We start from the raw sequence: 15,403 nt of genomic DNA, 5'->3' as shown, positions 1-15,403 counted from the left end.
CTTCCTCTTGTTTGGGGAAGCATTTTGTTATATACTTATGCCAATGGCAGGAACAGGCCAGCGCGTTTCCGCATTTTGGCGGGAAGGTTTTTTAACAGAGAGGAGAACTGACTTTGAGCGATAAAGACATCAACCAGGATGTGAACCCATCCGGTCCGGATAAAGAGGAACCAAAAGACGATGAGCATTACGAGAAGGTCTGTTACATGTGCCGCAGGCCGGAGAGCAAGGCCGGCCAGATGATATCCATGCCCGGCGGCATGAACCTGTGCCATGATTGTATGCAGAAGGCATTTGATTCTGTCACCAAGGGCGGCATGGACTTTTCAAAGCTGGGCAATATACCGTACATGAACATGAACCTCAGCGACCTGAACACAACCCCTCCGGTGGCGGAGATACCTAAGAAGCAGAAGATTAAGAAGAAGACCCAGGAACAGCCCGTGCTTACCATGAAGGATATCCCGGCGCCACACATTATAAAGAGCAGGCTGGACGAGTATGTCATCGGACAGGAAAAGGCAAAGAAGGTGGTTGCAGTGGCTGTCTACAACCACTATAAACGTGCATTCCTGGACAATAAGCCAGCGCAGGGGGATGCGGCCCAGGATGGGGAGATTGTGATTGAGAAGTCCAATATCCTGATGATAGGGCCCACAGGAAGCGGCAAGACCTATCTTGTCAAGACCCTGGCCCGTCTCCTGGATGTTCCCCTGGCCATTGCGGATGCAACCTCGCTGACAGAGGCCGGATATATTGGCGATGATATTGAGAGCGTGGTATCCAAGCTTCTGGCAGCAGCTGACAATGATGTGGAACGGGCACAGCGCGGCATTATTTTTATTGATGAGATTGATAAGATTGCCAAGAAGAAGCAGACCAATACCAGGGATGTCAGCGGTGAATCCGTGCAGCAGGAGCTTCTTAAGCTTTTAGAGGGGAGCACGGTGGAGGTGCCGGTGGGCTCCAACCAGAAGAATGCCATGACCCCCATGGCAACGGTGAACACGGATAATATACTGTTTATATGCGGCGGGGCGTTCCCGGACCTGGAGGAAATCATAAAAGAACGTCTTAAGAAGAAATCCTCCATGGGTTTTGGTTCTGTCCTAAAGGATACATATGACAATGACCCTGATATCCTGAAGCATGTGATTAACGAAGACCTGAGGGCGTTCGGCATGATTCCGGAATTCCTTGGAAGGCTGCCGGTGACAGTGACCCTCCAGGGTCTGACTGAGGACATGATGGTCCGCATACTCAAGGAACCTAAGAACGCCATTACCAAGCAGTACGAGAAGCTGCTGTCCATGGACGAGGTGAAGCTGGTATTTGAGGACGATGCCCTCCGCTGGATTGCCGAGGAGGCGGGAAAGCGTGGAACCGGCGCCAGGGCGCTGCGGGCAATCCTGGAGGAGTTCATGCTTGATATCATGTATGAGATACCCAAGGATTCCAACATCGGTTCCGTGGTGGTTACCCGTCCGTATCTTGAGAAAAACGGCGGTCCCCTGATACAGATGAGAGGATAGCAGGCCGCAGTATGATTTCATGCCATAATCATGCCGTAATCATACCGTAGCCAAGCCATGACCATACCGTAGCCATGCCATAATCATACCGGTTACAGGCTGACCCACTGCCTATTCCCTTAAGCGAAGGAATGTTTCATATAAATCCAGTGCCCCATATCCCCATTCACGGTTAGGATATGACAGCGCTGGATTTCTTCTTGCCCCACGGATCAGATATGCCTTGATGGAGGCCTCGCTCATGGTGATGTTATGTCCCTCCACAATCCCCCAGCTCAAAAGGTTTGCAACAGCCCCTGCCACATGGGCCGCTGCCACGGAGGTGCCTGTGCGGGTTGTCATGGGGACCGCGGCCGTCCCAGCAGAACCGGTTCCGCGCCCCGCGGCCGTTCCTGCGGAACCAATCCCGCGCCCCACGGCAGGCCCGGAAATATTGACTCCGGGCGCAGCGATATCAGGTTTAATCAGCCCGCCCACTGTATAACCGCGGCTGGAATGGATATAAATACTGTTATTTAAATGATTATAAGCCCCGACCGTTATGGGGGAAGCCGTATTGCCCGGCATCGTGATGGTGGTATATGGGTTTGGGGTGAGGAATACGGTTTCATCGGATATCAGGCCCTGGGACGGAAGCCACAGATGGAACAGCCCGGTCAGGTATTGCGTATTGAATACACGTATTTTCCAGATTCCGGTAGTAGGAGCCTGGAAGCGCATGAAAATCAATTGTTTTCCGGATCCGGATTCAATCAGCTGGTAATTCACGGTAATGACAGTGGGTTCCAGAAGAAAAGGGATAGAGGTTTCATTTCCGGCTATAATAGGAATACGGCTTATGATTTCGCCGCTGGGGGAAATGAAACCCACTGAGTAGGTGTCTGCGGTGGAAGCCCACAGCTCCACAACAAATCCCAGTTCTGATTCCGGCTGTCCCACACGTATCTCCACGTCATCAAACTCCTGTCCGCCGGGGATGGTGCCTTCATAGTGATGCCCCAGCCCGGTTTCATTGCCGGCCGCAATGACCGTTGCCGCGCCCAGGCTTCGGCTGATGTCCTGAAGCGTGATGCTTAAGGGGGAAGTCCCTTCATGGCTTCCAAGGTTGGACCCCAGGCCCAGAAGGATGACCATGGGCTTTTTCAGGCGGTATGCCTCCACGCGCAGGTATTTAATCCCCATCATGATATCGTTCTCCTGGTAGGCCTCCGCGTCGCTTCTGACAAGATAAAAGTCACGAAGATACTGTTTGGCCGGTTTTAGTTTAACCACCACCAGCTCGCTTTCCGGCGCGGCTCCGGTAAAATCCTGTGCAGGCAGTGAACCGCCTGCTGCAATGCCTGCCAAAAAGGTCCCGTGCCCATTGGTATCGGTGGAGGGGACCAGGGCCAGCGGGGTGTCGGAGGCCAGGGCTGCATTAATCTGTTCCCGCGTATATTCAGTCCCGTAGGACGCCCCGCTGCCGGGATAGCGGTCGGGAACCCCGGGAGGGAGTATGTCCCTGTCTTCAGGCAGGCTCTGGTCCCAGATGCTGCTTATCCTGGTGGTGCCGTCCGGGTTTTGAAACAAAGGATTGGTATAGTCTATCCCTGTGTCAATGAAGCCGATGAGTACACCGCGTCCGCGGTTGCCCAGGGCAGGGGATGCAAAGGTGGAAGTAATGCCGGATACCTCCATGCTGGAGCTGTCCAGAAGACTGAACAGCCCGGGCACGCTGTAGTATGAATATCTGCGCAGGGAGATGGGCAGCACTGTGTCTAAAGGCGTATAGATGATGCTGTAGTCAGGGCTGACATAGTCTATACAGGGAATATCCTCCGGATTTCCCACAATCTGCTGCTGGCTTCCATAGCGATAGATAAAATCTGCGATTGATTCTGAGGCTGGATTAAATGGGCAGTCTGCCATGACACACCTCGAACAGGACATTTGATACTAGTATATGCTGAATTTTAGAAACCTTTCACTGGACGGCTGTGTGAAACCATAGTAAAATGAAAGAAAAATGTGGAAAGGAAGGCTGGTTTATGATATATGGCTGGATAATAGGCGGTCTGACAGCACTGGACCTTGGGATAAAAAGTGTGGTGGAAGGGCAGGAGGACGGGACGTTTCCAAGGGAACTGCCGAATTCCCGGGGGATGATTAAGCTTCATAAGAACCATAATGCCGGTTTCCCATTTGGATTCCTTAAGGAACGGCCGGAACTGGTAAAGACGGTGCCGCTGATGGTCATATCCGCCATGGCAGGCGCGCTGTGTTCCCTTTTGCAGGGAAAAGGAAAGACAGCACAGAAGCTGGGGCTTTCCATCATTATAGGAGGTGCCCTCAGCAATCTCTATGACCGTCTGGCACGCGGGTATGTGGTGGATTATTTTTCAATCGAGTGGGACCGGCTGAAGAAGGTGGTATTCAACCTGGGAGATATGTTCGTGTTCCTGGGCAGCGCCGTCATCGTGGCGGAGCAGGTGGCGGTAAGCCTGGCGGAGACCGCTAAAAAGGTGGGGAAAAAGTAATTATCAAACACACTCTTGGGAATCAGTATAAGATGATAAGACACCGGAATGCATCCGGATAACAGGCGCCTGCGGCAAAGCGGGCGCCTGTTATCCGGCAGATTGCGGTTTTGGGCCTGTTTTAACTGATCATTCCCCCGATGGTCCCGCCCAGCGCGCATACACCCATGACAGTGACAGAGCGTTCCATGTCAATGGGAGAGCCCATGTTCATGGCCCAGGATACGGCGAACAGGACTACAAAATAAAACAGACCGGACAAAAGCCCCCAGAAGAACCGGCGCTGCCGGATTCCTTTTCCGGCCAGCAGGCCGCCGGCCAGGCAGGTGACGAAGTACACTGCAAATACCATGAGATTTACCTGTCCCTCTTTCAGATGCAGTTTATACAGGGCAAATGCCAGGGCAGCCAGGAGGATTCCGGACAGCACATAGGAGATGAGCAGGGAGCGGATCATGGGTTTTACGATGCCATTTTCCATAGGATTGTTCTCCTTCATAAGAATCTATGTTGAAGTATATTCCCGGGGGCGCCATTAATATGACAAACCTTTATAATTTACCGTTGCAAGGGGCTTTAACCTGTGTTATAATTTCAAGGAATTATATTTTGGATAAGAGGAGGTGCCGTAATATGAAGCACGTTAAGACATTGAATACGAATACCTTAAAAGACACCATGAAGAAAGGTGGCTGCGGCGAGTGCCAGACTTCCTGCCAGTCAGCATGTAAGACATCTTGCACGGTTGGCAACCAGAGCTGTGAGAACGCTAACCGCTGATACGTAAGTATGACGCAATACTGATTTGAGATACGTACAGGAATTTGGTAGAAAGCCCCTATGGTCGATGGGATTATAGGGGCTTTGCCACGCAAAGGAGTTGGGGCTTGCCCCTTAGAAAGAGAGAGTAGATCCGTGATTCATCAATTTATAAATAATGGTTACCATATCATACTGGATGTGAACAGCGGTTCCGTCCATGTGGTAGACCCGGTTGTTTATGACGCTGTGGAGGTGGTGTCAGGGCTGGTTCCTGAGATGGAAAAGCCTGAGCCCCTTTCAGCCAAAGTCAAATCAGATGTATTTGACCGCCTGTGGGGCAGATATACACCTGAGGAACTGGGGGAGGCGCTGGAGGATATCCAGGAGCTGATTGACATGGAACAGCTTCTGACAAAGGACATTTACCATGATTTCGTGGTGGATTTTAAAAAACGTAAGACCGTGGTCAAGGCCCTGTGCCTGCATATTGCCCATGACTGCAACCTGGCCTGCCGCTACTGCTTTGCAGAGGAAGGCGAGTACCATGGCCGCCGCGCCCTGATGAGTTATGAGGTGGGGAAAAAGGCCCTGGATTTCCTCATTGCCAATTCCGGCAGCAGGGAACACCTGGAGGTGGACTTCTTTGGCGGCGAACCCCTCATGAACTGGGACGTGGTAAAACGCCTGGTGGAATATGGCCGTTCCAAGGAAGAGCAGTTCCACAAGAAATTCCGTTTTACCATCACCACCAACGGCGTGCTGTTAAATGACGATATAATGGATTTCTGCAACAAGGAAATGAGCAATGTGGTCATGAGCCTGGATGGGCGCAAGGACGTCAATGACAGGATGCGGCCATTCCGCAACGGCAGCGGCAGTTATGAGCTGACGGTTCCCAAGTTCCAGAAATTTGCTAAGAGCAGGGGCCAGAAGGATTATTATGTCCGCGGGACATTTACAAGGCATAACCTGGACTTTGCGGCAGATGTGCTCCATTATGCGGACCTGGGCTTTGAGCAGATGTCCATGGAGCCGGTAGTGTCTGACCCGGCTGAGGAGTATTCCATCCGTGAGGAGGATATCCCGGTCATCCTGGCTGAGTATGACAAGCTGGCCCTGGAGTATATCAAGCGCAAGAAGGAAGGAAGGGGATTTAATTTCTTCCACTTCATGCTGGACCTGACAGCAGGTCCGTGTGTTGCCAAGCGTATGGCGGGATGCGGTTCCGGCACCGAGTACCTGGCAGTCACGCCATGGGGGGACTTCTATCCATGCCATCAGTTTGTGGGGCAGGAGCAGTTCCTCATGGGTAATGTGGACACGGGTATCGTGAATACGGATATCAGGGATGAATTCAAGACATGCAATGTGTATGCCAAGCCGGGCTGCAAGGACTGCTTTGCAAGGTTCTACTGCAGCGGCGGATGTTCAGCCAATGCATACAACTGCAGCGGTTCCATTAACGGCGCTTACGAAATCGGCTGTGAGATGCAGAAAAAGCGTATTGAGTGCGCCATCATGATTAAAGCTGCCCTGGCAGATGACGAGGCTTAACTATATGAAATATCAGGTAATAACAAAGGACGGAAGGGCAAAAAGGGCCAGAATGGAAACCGTCCACGGCGTGATTGAGACACCGGTGTTCATGAACGTGGGGACGGTTGGCGCAATCAAGGGCGCTGTGTCCACGGACGATCTGCGGGAAATCAACACCCAGGTGGAACTGTCCAATACCTACCATCTTCACGTCCGCACAGGCGACAGACTGATTAAGGAATTTGGCGGCCTGCACAGATTCATGAACTGGGACAGGCCCATCCTTACGGATTCCGGCGGCTTTCAGGTATTTTCCCTGACCAAGCTGCGCAGAATCAAAGAGGAAGGCGTTTACTTTAATTCCCACATAGACGGCCATAAGATATTCATGGGGCCTGAGGAGAGCATGCAGATACAGTCCAACCTGGGCTCCACCATTGCCATGGCATTTGACGAATGTCCTCCCAGCCATGCAAGTGATGAATATATCCGCCAGTCCGTTGACCGCACCACAAGGTGGCTTCGCAGGTGCAAGGAGGAGATGGAAAGGCTTAATTCCCTGCCGGACACCGTGAACCGTGAACAGCTTCTGTTCGGTATCAACCAGGGCGGTGTTGTGGACGAAATCCGTGTGGAACATGCCAGGACCATCCGGGAGATGAATCTGGACGGCTATGCGGTGGGCGGGCTTGCGGTGGGCGAGAGCCATGAGGAGATGTATCACATCCTGGATGTGACGGTTCCCCATCTGCCTGAGGAAAAGCCGGTCTATCTCATGGGTGTGGGAACACCCGCCAATATCCTGGAGGCAGTGGACCGGGGCGTGGATTTCTTTGACTGTGTCTATCCGTCCAGAAACGGGCGCCATGGCCACGTGTATACCAACCACGGAAAGCTGAACCTTTTTAATCAGAAATATGAGCTGGATGCAAGGCCCATTGAGGAAGGCTGCGGCTGTCCGGCCTGCCGTTCCTACAGCAGGGCATATATACGCCATCTGCTGAAAGCAAAAGAAATGCTGGGAATGAGATTATGCACCTTGCATAATTTGTATTTTTATAATACAATGATGAAAGAGATTCGCGACGCCATCGAGGAGCACCGCTATGCAGAATACAAAGCGGCCAAGCTTGCAGGCATGGAAAGCTCCGCCAAGTCTAATGAATAAAAAACTACTGTGGCGAGGCGGCAGTAGGCATGAAGGAGGAAAATAAGAATGAATACAAGTAGTCCGATTTTCTGGATTCTCTATATTGTTCTTCTGGGTGGTATGTTATACTTTATGGCAATCCGTCCTCAGAAGAAGGAGAAGCAGAGACAGCAGCAGCTGCTGAATAGTGTTGCGGTAGGCGACACCATATTGACCAGCAGCGGATTTTACGGCGTTATCATCGACATGACGGATGATACCGTAATCGTTGAATTCGGCAGCAACAAGAACTGCCGTATTCCTATGCAGAAGGCTGCCATTGTTCAGGTAGAGAAAGCGGAAGCCTGATCATGACATGAAACCCGGGGCGCTGTCCCGGGTTTTCTGATATATATCATATTTTTTCATATCAATGCCTGACAGGAGGAGAATCGGATGATTAAGAATATAGTCTTTGATATGGGGCAGGTACTGGTCAGCTATGTGGGCAACCTGGTGTGCCAGATATACATAGAGGATGAGCAGGAGAGGAAGGATGTAAGCACCTCCGTATTTGCCTCGCCGGAATGGGTCCTTTTAGACATGGGAGTCATGCCTGAGGAAGAGGCACTTAAGAAAATGCAGGAGCGTTTGGATACGGAGCGCAAGCGTGAACAGGCTGAATGGTGTTTCTGGCATTGGCATGAGTATAACATGAAACCAAAAGAGGGGATGGAGGAATTGGTGCGGTGGCTTAAGTCCATGGGCTATGGAATCTATCTCTGTTCCAATGCATCGGTCCGCCTTCTTAAGTGCTATAAAGAGGTGATTCCGGCCATTGACTGCTTTGACGGCATCCTGTTTTCAGCAGAGGTGCAATGCCTGAAGCCGCAGAAGGAGATGTACGGGCATCTGTTTGACCGTTTCCATCTGAAACCGGAAGGGTGTTTCTTTGTTGATGACCTGAACCTGAATATTGAAGGCGCGCGCAGATGCGGGATGGAAGGGTATTGCTTTGAGGATGGGGACGTAGGTAAGCTGAGGACAGTCCTGGCATCCCTCAACCGGTAGGAAGGTCTGCGTGCGGTATGTACGTATATGTATAGAGGATTTAGACATGGAAGCGTAAATGCATAGAAGAGTATGCGAGTGGAGGATTCCATGAGGGATACATAGAAAAAGCTCCGCACCTTTCGGTACGGAGCAATTTTCTTAGGATTTCGGATTTTCAAAAAGGGTTGAAGGATAGTTGTTAAATATTCGTGCATCTCTTATGTACTTAGTATAGCATGCAATCCTCCAGAATGTTTGAATGTTCCTTGAATAGATTATTAAGAAATTCTTAAAATTGGCCCATCCGCCGGAAAGCCTGAAAATACGTCGTGTTATGCACACTGACCGTATTTTTGGGTATTTTTTACGCAAAAATCAGTATAATCGGAAAAAGCCGGGAAGTGTCTGCGGATAAGCTGGGGAATTTTAACAGTAGATGGTCAGGCGGAAATCCATGACATGGAAAAACATAAAACAGGGAGATGGTTAACAGTACATGACGCGTCCGGTTATCCGGCGGCCTATAAAAGGGGGATGGCCCGGTCTGGTCCGCCCTTATGGGCGCCAGTACCGGGCCGCGTCATCTCTGACTGAAATCAATATATCATAGTTTGGGTCTAAACTCAATAGAAGTCAGATAATCGTAATGAAGCGTAATATTTCTTACAAAAAAGTTTGGACATTGCGAAAGAAAGTATGAAGGGAAAACCGCCTTCAGACAGGATATCCGCCTGCAAAAAAAGAAACCCGCCCATACATCAACGTCAATGTATCCAAGCGGGTTTATCAGTGGAAGTAATGGGGCTCGAACCCATAGTAAAACCTTTATTCTACAAGGGATTCCAGGCCGCGTGTGATACTTCGTGTGATACTTTCTACTTTCTGAGACCGGACACCTTAGTAAAGTGCTTATTGATTTTCTTTGTCTGGCGCACCGCTTCCAGGTCAATGACATCCCTGTAAACCGTCTTCATGACATTATCCGTTGCCCATCCGCCGCGCTGGAGGATGTACTGATCAGGGACGCCGATGGCATGCATGATACTGGCTGCATAATGGCGCAGGTCATGGAACCTGAATTTTGGTAATCCTGTTGACTTGACGGCCCGTTCGAACCGGTGGGTTATCTGGTCTGGAGTGGCCTTCACGATGCGGCCTTCGATACCCTTCATCCTCGCAATCACAAAATCCGGAAACTCAACCTGGCGGTAGCTGCCAAAGGTCTTAGGTGGTTTGATATGCCACATCTTGTCAGGTCCCATGACCATACTCTTATTTACATCCACCATGTTCCCATGTATGTCGCCACTGTCCAATGCGCATATCTCCCCACGGCGTAATGGGCCAAAGGCGGCCAGGAAGATGGCTATCTCCAGTTCCTTTCCCTCCACATGCTGGAGCAGGATCTTTATATCCTGGTCCGATGGCGTGTAAAGGTCCGGGCGTTCCTTGGCAGGAAGCGTGGTCTTGATATGGAAATCCGGATGAAACATCTCCAATGTGCCCGATACAAGGCCGTGGGCGTTCCTGACACTCTTAGGTCCCACCTTGGCAGATATGTCGCTTATCCATACCTGCAGCTTGGTATTGGTCATGTCCGGAAGCTTGGTGCGCCCCAGCGCATAAGGTTTGATATAATTGCGTTGTACGGCCTCATACCCACGTATCGTACTGGGAGATAGGACTCCTCTCTTGGCGTCGATATAACGCGTGACGGCCTTGTACAGGGTGATGTCCTCCTCAGCCATAGCGGCCTTCCCTGCGAGCCACTGGGCGGCCAGGAACTTGGCCTCCTTCTTCGTGGGGGCCGTGAAGGATTTATAGTGTTTCTTTCCGTCGACATCGGTATAATCATATACCTGGATGCGTGAGTTGCCGGATGGTAGTTTGTTCTTGCCTTTTTTTGCCATGCTATCACTCCTTTCGTTGCGATATCGCAACAATTTTTGGGTATAAAAAATACGCCCTCTTGCCAGGACGCTGCAGGAATGATATAATTCAGATGTGTTAGATTGATTTATATCTTCCTGGATTCGTCCGGCAAGAGAAAATCTATGTTAAAAGCTCTGGGAGTTCGCTGCTCCTAGGGCTTTTTGCTTACTATTTATTATGTGTTATAACATCAAAAGCAGATAAGATTTGATGGGCCAAATTGAAGGCTGTCTGGTATTCTTTGCTATTTGTTTTGGTAGATTTAGTGATTAAGGGAATCATTATACACGGAGAAGAAAAATTATTTACAGTTGCTTTTATGTATAAAGATTCTATTTTCTTTTTCTGGACCCTCTTACCAGTGATACCTCCAGCTACTGCTCCAAAACCACCGAATATTGCTCCTCCAATTAAAGCCTGTCCTACACCGCCGCTAGTGACAAGACTATCGTCTTCTAGTAACTCATAATTCAACAAATCGGAAAAGTCAAGCCACTCTTTATTTCCTACTTTTTGTTTTCCACCGCCAATTAATTTTCCGGCAGCAACTGACATCCCCATGGTACCAATGGCCATCATGCCTTTAAACATGGATTTCCCCAAACCATCTGTTTTTCCGTTAATCGGTACAGCCCCATTAATTCTAAACATATTATGGTTTTCATCGATTTGGACTGGTCCTATTTGCTTTGTGGCTTTTATGGCATTTCTATTCTTTTCAATGGCCGATTGTATCCCAGTTTGGACAGAATCCCATACTTTATTTGCTGTGGTTACAGAGTCTGTTTCATCTGCACAGAGGTTTTGCATGTCGGTATCGTTTGATGCGCTATTGCAGATTGCTTCAATAGGGCAGCCACAATTTGGGCAGGCCGATGCCTTATCAGAAAACTCCTTACCACATTCTGAACATATTATCAGCGCCATATTCTTTTCCTCTTTTCATTCATAATAATTGTGCATTCATTGCACCTAATGCTCTGTTTTCTGGTGATAGTAAATCATTAAACGGATTATATAATTCTTGGCTAACCTTGGCGTCACAAATTGGGCAAATACAGTCTCCGGGTTTATTATAAAAAGTCCGACCACAGTAGAAACATGTACTTTCACCGCAGATAAATTTTTTAAAATCTGGGTTATAAAAGTATTGATATACTGCCCAATCAATTGGATACATCCTATGCATTGCGCGCCTGCGCCACCTACGGTAGTCATCAAATGCACAATCAGCCGCTTCTCCAGATATTCCAAAGTGATGCTCAACATCCCAAGCGTTTTTACACTGGCAGTAATGGATTGCCATCCTGGGGGCCAGGAGGTAGCTTGCGAAACAGTTTGCTTCTGACTCATAATACTCTGCTTTGTACGGATGCTCCATCACGATATGCCCCAGTTCATGGGCCAGAGAAAATATAATCCTGTCAGGAGGCATATTTTCATTATAAGCAACAGTACGACTGAATGGCTCGGTATATGCTTCGTCAGAACAAGAAACACATAATTCATAAGCTTCAAGGTTTATTTCCTTTAGTTTACTATACGTATAAATATGATAGCCATATTTTTCAATTGCCTTAAAACAATCAAAAGGAAATTTTTTAAATTCGCAAAAAGTATATGTTTCAAGTACCTTACCAAGTATAAAATCGTGATTCAATCAAATCAGTCCCCATTATTTATTTCGGACAGTAGTTTGATTAGGCGCATCTTCTGTTCAACAGACATATTCTTGCCATTGCGTGCTACAAGACGTTCCACATCCGCATAAGTAGGCTCTGGCTTTATGATTTTTTTGTCGTTTGCCATTTTTTCTAAATCATCCATGGTGATGCCAAGTCCATGACATATAGCCATTACATTATCAACAGTTGCTTTACCGACACCATTTTTCATTATCCCATATAGCGTGGTATATGGGATATCACACTTTGCCGAAAATGACTTAAGGCTATAGCCTTGTTCTTTGATTAAGCGTTCTAAAATTTTAGCTTTTTCCATAGTCGCAACCTCTTTTTCTAAGTAATTCCATTATATATCCAAAATAGAATTTTGTAAACATAAAATATTCGCTTTACCGAATAAATTCGTCAAAGGGAATATTTTGCATTGACAAAATACTGAATTAAGAATATAATCGGTTTATCCAATTCGGAATTCGGAATTAATAGGAGGTGAAAAAAAATGTACAGAAATTTCTTAACGGCTATGAAGGACGAAGGCGTTACATTTGCTCAGATAGGAAGCTTGCTTGGTTGTAGATACCAAACTGTAAGTGATACGGTAAATGGTGAAACCAAAAAAGGTTTCTATCACGAGGATGCAGTAGCAATTCGTAATGTCCTGTTTCCAAAGTACGATTTAGATTATCTATTCACGAGAGAAAAATAACACCAAAACAAACATACGTTCGATAAGGATAACTATACCATTATCACATGCGTGTGTCAACTGGAAAAGGAGGTGAGGGGGATGGAAGAAAAGAAGAAACCGCATATCACTATGGTCTGGATAGTAATAGCGGTTATATCAATTAATCAGGCTGTTGGAGCATATCAAGATTTCCGGATTCACCAGCAGTTGCGGAATCAGATTCGTTTACTTCACGAACAGCATTTGAATCTGTTGCAACAGCTAAACACGAATCTGGATACAATTTTGACTGAGATACTAAATAATCGTTAAGTGTGGACACTGAGGTATTAAGTTGATTTAATGATTCGGTATAGCTTTCAAACATGGTTAATTCAGCCTGCACAGTTGTACTTTGAGAAGATGTGTCTACATTGTGATAATAGATGGTCAACCACACGCTAAATAAAGCAATTATATTTGGCAATACACAGCTTAAAAAGAATTCCAGCGTCATGCGTCGCTTTGGAATTGGGGCTTCAGCGGTAAGCGGGACTTCTTGTGGGTATTCATTCCCATGAATAGTAAAAGAGTATAGGTATTCGGGCACTTCCACATATTCTTGATGAAAGGAAATGTTTTTCAATATTGATGAAAAGTCAGTTGAGATATGGGAACTAAAATCAACAAGGCTGTTCTGAATATTTTTTGTCAAATCTTGGATAGCAGAGTTGTTAAGTGCTAGAGCATTTGCAATATCATTTGAAATTACTCTATTCATAGAAAGCTGCATTTCCTGAATGGGTGCCAATAGAGCTTCATACATAGCTTGTATTTGACTAGCTAAGCTTATCTGCGGATACATGGTGGAAGCAAGTGCACTTTGCATTTGCGAAACAGATTGAATAATGGGAGAGTAAGCGGCGGTTAAATCTGTATTCATCTTTTCTAAAGAACTTTGAAATGCAGACACTGCGGCTATGAGTGATTGGTTATTATTGTTCATATATATAATCCTTCCTTTTGTACTTGGCGCTGCAACGCCTGTAAGTACAGTATACCAAGGAGGGGGAGAAAACACAAGAAAGGAGGATACCCAGCATGAAAAAGAGCGATTACCAACGACAAGAGGATGAAGTGAAACTCCTCATCAGCGAGGCCAAGATAAGGAATAACCTGACCGATAAGGGGCTGGCAAGAAAAATCGGGATGCCGTTTAATACCTTGGGCAAACGGAAATGCCACCCAGGGGACTTTAGGATGCATCATATCTGGTTGATAGAGCAGCTGGCGGGAAGGCCATTGAGGGGAGGGCAGGAACAATGACAAAAACAACCGAGTTAGCCATCCGCGCCAAGGCGGCCATCCGATACCCTGGCTGGCGTCTGGACATCGTAGGCCCCACCACCGCGGTGCTTACCAACATGATGGGCAGACGGCGGATTCTTATAGTCAGGCGGCGCCGGAACCGGCGGGACGGTCCATGGATGCGGCTGGCCAGGTGGATAGCCAACTTCCTGCGGCGCTGTGCCAGGCAGATTGTGGATGCCACGGAATGGATTGTGCCGGCGGTCATATGGCTGCTGGGGATGTGGATGGCAGCTATGGTGGTCATGGCGCTGGCAATGGGTGTGGAGCTGTGAAAGGAGGTGAGGAAGATGTACAGGCCTGAGGAGGAACTGCGGGCCATAATGGACCTGCTGGCAGAATGGCGCAGTAAGACCGGAACTGGAGATGTGAGTATATACATTCTGGCAGATGGGCATGGCAGGGCATATAACTGGGACAACAATAAGTCAACCTACGAAGTCGGAGGGTATTTTGGCCCACAAAAAAAACGGACCCCAGACGGGTGGAGCCGTCAAGAGTCCAAGACAATAACTTATCACCCTTAGTATAAGGGATTCAGGAGGAAAAAACAATGATTAAAGGAACAATTGAGTGCAGTTTCGGAGAAGTTAAGACTAATGCTGAGTTATCCCCATGTGAACTGCTTTTTGCAATAGGAATCCAGGAAACAGAAAACAGCGTCAGCCATGTTAAATACCAGTCCCAGTGCATGCTTGTGGGTGGGGGACTGAATCCTCCCCATGTAATTGAATGCCTTGGGGAATCAATCATGTCAATGTTGGAGGAATACTGCGAGGGTAATGCAGATGCCACCCTGAAAGCCATGATGACGTTCCAAAAACTGGTCAAAGAGGAAACGAATGAATACATGATGAACCATGTCAAAGAAATCCTGGCGGAAAAGGAGAAGATGTGATGCCCCGGCCAGAGCGGTACCCAGACAGCCAGGTAAAGATTACGGCACCTTTTTTTGTACTTAACTGTAGCTGTGGGTTTCGGACCTGGTCCCTATTGGGGGAGATTACACCGTGTCCCTACTGCGGGAGGATTATGGCAAGAGAAGGTGATACGGAATGTATTACAGAGGGATAGGACCTGAGGTTGATAAGGTTGTGGAAGAAGGGAAGGCCTATACATATGCGTTGGAAAGATGCCTGGAAGGGACCGTAGAGGAGCAGGAGGAATTTAAGCAGATGCTGGTGGAGTGGTATTACTCCGGGAACCGGATTAAGGAGGAATGA

At 48.1% G+C, this 15,403-nt stretch carries 20 protein-coding genes; 13 read left to right on the top strand and 7 right to left on the bottom strand.

The genetic code is table 11. The annotated features are described in order from the left end of the window. Positions 1–113 precede the first annotated feature (113 nt). Positions 114–1,532: an ATP-dependent Clp protease ATP-binding subunit ClpX gene (gene clpX / locus DWX59_RS23730; protein WP_117562189.1), complete on the top strand. Its 1,419-nt coding sequence runs from the start codon at positions 114–116 to the stop codon at positions 1,530–1,532. Positions 1,533–1,643: 111 nt separating this feature from the next. Here the strand turns inward: clpX and DWX59_RS23725 are convergent, their stop codons facing one another. Further along, positions 1,644–3,440: a S8 family peptidase gene (locus DWX59_RS23725; protein WP_117562187.1), complete on the bottom strand. Its 1,797-nt coding sequence runs from the start codon at positions 3,438–3,440 to the stop codon at positions 1,644–1,646. A gap of 119 nt (positions 3,441–3,559) precedes the next feature. Here DWX59_RS23725 and DWX59_RS23720 point away from each other — a divergent pair, with 119 nt between their 5' ends. After that, on the top strand, positions 3,560–4,048 hold the full coding sequence (locus DWX59_RS23720; RefSeq protein WP_117562184.1) for a signal peptidase II: 489 nt from the start codon (positions 3,560–3,562) through the stop codon (positions 4,046–4,048). 121 nt (positions 4,049–4,169) lie between these two features. Here DWX59_RS23720 and DWX59_RS23715 read toward each other — a convergent pair whose 3' ends face one another. Further along, a complete protein-coding gene (locus DWX59_RS23715; RefSeq protein WP_008726403.1) occupies positions 4,170–4,529 on the bottom strand; it encodes a TIGR04086 family membrane protein in 360 nt (119 codons plus the stop codon). 152 nt (positions 4,530–4,681) lie between these two features. Here DWX59_RS23715 and scfA point away from each other — a divergent pair, with 152 nt between their 5' ends. The 5 genes from scfA to DWX59_RS23690 all read left to right on the top strand — a co-directional run bounded on the left by scfA (position 4,682) and on the right by DWX59_RS23690 (position 8,546). Next, positions 4,682–4,828 carry a six-cysteine ranthipeptide SCIFF gene (scfA, locus tag DWX59_RS23710; RefSeq protein ID WP_002566540.1) on the top strand — a complete coding sequence of 49 codons (147 nt, stop codon included), beginning with the start codon at positions 4,682–4,684 and terminating at the stop codon, positions 4,826–4,828. A 135-nt stretch (positions 4,829–4,963) separates the two neighbouring features. Beyond that, the gene (gene scfB / locus DWX59_RS23705; RefSeq protein ID WP_117562181.1) at positions 4,964–6,364 is read left to right on the top strand and encodes a thioether cross-link-forming SCIFF peptide maturase; all 1,401 of its coding nucleotides are present in this window, start codon (positions 4,964–4,966) and stop codon (positions 6,362–6,364) included. Between the two features lie 4 nt (positions 6,365–6,368). Beyond that, complete coding sequence (gene tgt / locus DWX59_RS23700) at positions 6,369–7,514, top strand: tRNA guanosine(34) transglycosylase Tgt (RefSeq protein WP_117562179.1); 1,146 nt, start codon at positions 6,369–6,371, stop codon at positions 7,512–7,514. Positions 7,515–7,562: 48 nt separating this feature from the next. Then, positions 7,563–7,844 (top strand): preprotein translocase subunit YajC, encoded by a 282-nt coding sequence (gene yajC, locus DWX59_RS23695; RefSeq protein ID WP_117562177.1) that lies wholly within the window; start codon positions 7,563–7,565, stop codon positions 7,842–7,844. An 87-nt stretch (positions 7,845–7,931) separates the two neighbouring features. Next, a complete protein-coding gene (locus tag DWX59_RS23690; RefSeq protein WP_117562175.1) occupies positions 7,932–8,546 on the top strand; it encodes an HAD family hydrolase in 615 nt (204 codons plus the stop codon). A gap of 857 nt (positions 8,547–9,403) precedes the next feature. Here DWX59_RS23690 and DWX59_RS23685 read toward each other — a convergent pair. From DWX59_RS23685 to DWX59_RS23670, 4 genes are all read right to left on the bottom strand, one after another. Next, positions 9,404–10,438, bottom strand: a complete 1,035-nt coding sequence (locus tag DWX59_RS23685) for a site-specific integrase (RefSeq protein WP_117562173.1) — start codon at positions 10,436–10,438, stop codon at positions 9,404–9,406. 190 nt (positions 10,439–10,628) lie between these two features. Then, positions 10,629–11,387, bottom strand: coding sequence for a zinc ribbon domain-containing protein (locus tag DWX59_RS28895; RefSeq protein ID WP_166460286.1), 759 nt, complete (start codon positions 11,385–11,387; stop codon positions 10,629–10,631). A 19-nt stretch (positions 11,388–11,406) separates the two neighbouring features. Further along, positions 11,407–12,120, bottom strand: coding sequence for an ImmA/IrrE family metallo-endopeptidase (locus tag DWX59_RS23675; protein ID WP_117562170.1), 714 nt, complete (start codon positions 12,118–12,120; stop codon positions 11,407–11,409). A 5-nt stretch (positions 12,121–12,125) separates the two neighbouring features. Then, positions 12,126–12,461 (bottom strand): helix-turn-helix domain-containing protein, encoded by a 336-nt coding sequence (locus DWX59_RS23670; protein WP_117562168.1) that lies wholly within the window; start codon positions 12,459–12,461, stop codon positions 12,126–12,128. Positions 12,462–12,644: 183 nt separating this feature from the next. Here DWX59_RS23670 and DWX59_RS23665 point away from each other — a divergent pair, with 183 nt between their 5' ends. Further along, the gene (locus DWX59_RS23665; protein WP_117562165.1) at positions 12,645–12,851 is read left to right on the top strand and encodes a DNA-binding protein; all 207 of its coding nucleotides are present in this window, start codon (positions 12,645–12,647) and stop codon (positions 12,849–12,851) included. A gap of 142 nt (positions 12,852–12,993) precedes the next feature. Here DWX59_RS23665 and DWX59_RS23660 read toward each other — a convergent pair whose 3' ends face one another. Beyond that, positions 12,994–13,818 (bottom strand): hypothetical protein, encoded by an 825-nt coding sequence (locus DWX59_RS23660; RefSeq protein ID WP_117562162.1) that lies wholly within the window; start codon positions 13,816–13,818, stop codon positions 12,994–12,996. A 95-nt stretch (positions 13,819–13,913) separates the two neighbouring features. Here DWX59_RS23660 and DWX59_RS23655 point away from each other — a divergent pair, with 95 nt between their 5' ends. The 5 genes from DWX59_RS23655 (at position 13,914) to DWX59_RS28890 (ending at position 15,403) form a co-directional block, all read left to right on the top strand. Beyond that, entirely contained in the window at positions 13,914–14,138 is a 225-nt protein-coding gene (locus DWX59_RS23655; RefSeq protein ID WP_117562160.1) for a hypothetical protein, read from the top strand. Beyond that, the gene (locus tag DWX59_RS23650; protein WP_117562158.1) at positions 14,135–14,455 is read left to right on the top strand and encodes a hypothetical protein; all 321 of its coding nucleotides are present in this window, start codon (positions 14,135–14,137) and stop codon (positions 14,453–14,455) included. Before DWX59_RS23655 ends, DWX59_RS23650 begins: the two co-directional genes overlap by 4 nt. A gap of 15 nt (positions 14,456–14,470) precedes the next feature. Continuing rightward, complete coding sequence (locus DWX59_RS23645; RefSeq protein WP_117562155.1) at positions 14,471–14,707, top strand: hypothetical protein; 237 nt, start codon at positions 14,471–14,473, stop codon at positions 14,705–14,707. A 26-nt stretch (positions 14,708–14,733) separates the two neighbouring features. Beyond that, positions 14,734–15,078 carry a hypothetical protein gene (locus tag DWX59_RS23640; protein ID WP_117562153.1) on the top strand — a complete coding sequence of 115 codons (345 nt, stop codon included), beginning with the start codon at positions 14,734–14,736 and terminating at the stop codon, positions 15,076–15,078. 157 nt (positions 15,079–15,235) lie between these two features. Beyond that, entirely contained in the window at positions 15,236–15,403 is a 168-nt protein-coding gene (locus DWX59_RS28890) for a hypothetical protein (protein WP_166460291.1), read from the top strand.

Origin of the sequence: Enterocloster aldenensis (assembly GCF_003434055.1) — a bacterium.
GTDB classification, from domain to species: Bacteria; Bacillota; Clostridia; order Lachnospirales; family Lachnospiraceae; genus Enterocloster; species Enterocloster aldenensis.
Note: the sequence above shows the minus strand (reverse complement) of the source record. Positions and strands in the feature narration are given on the sequence as shown.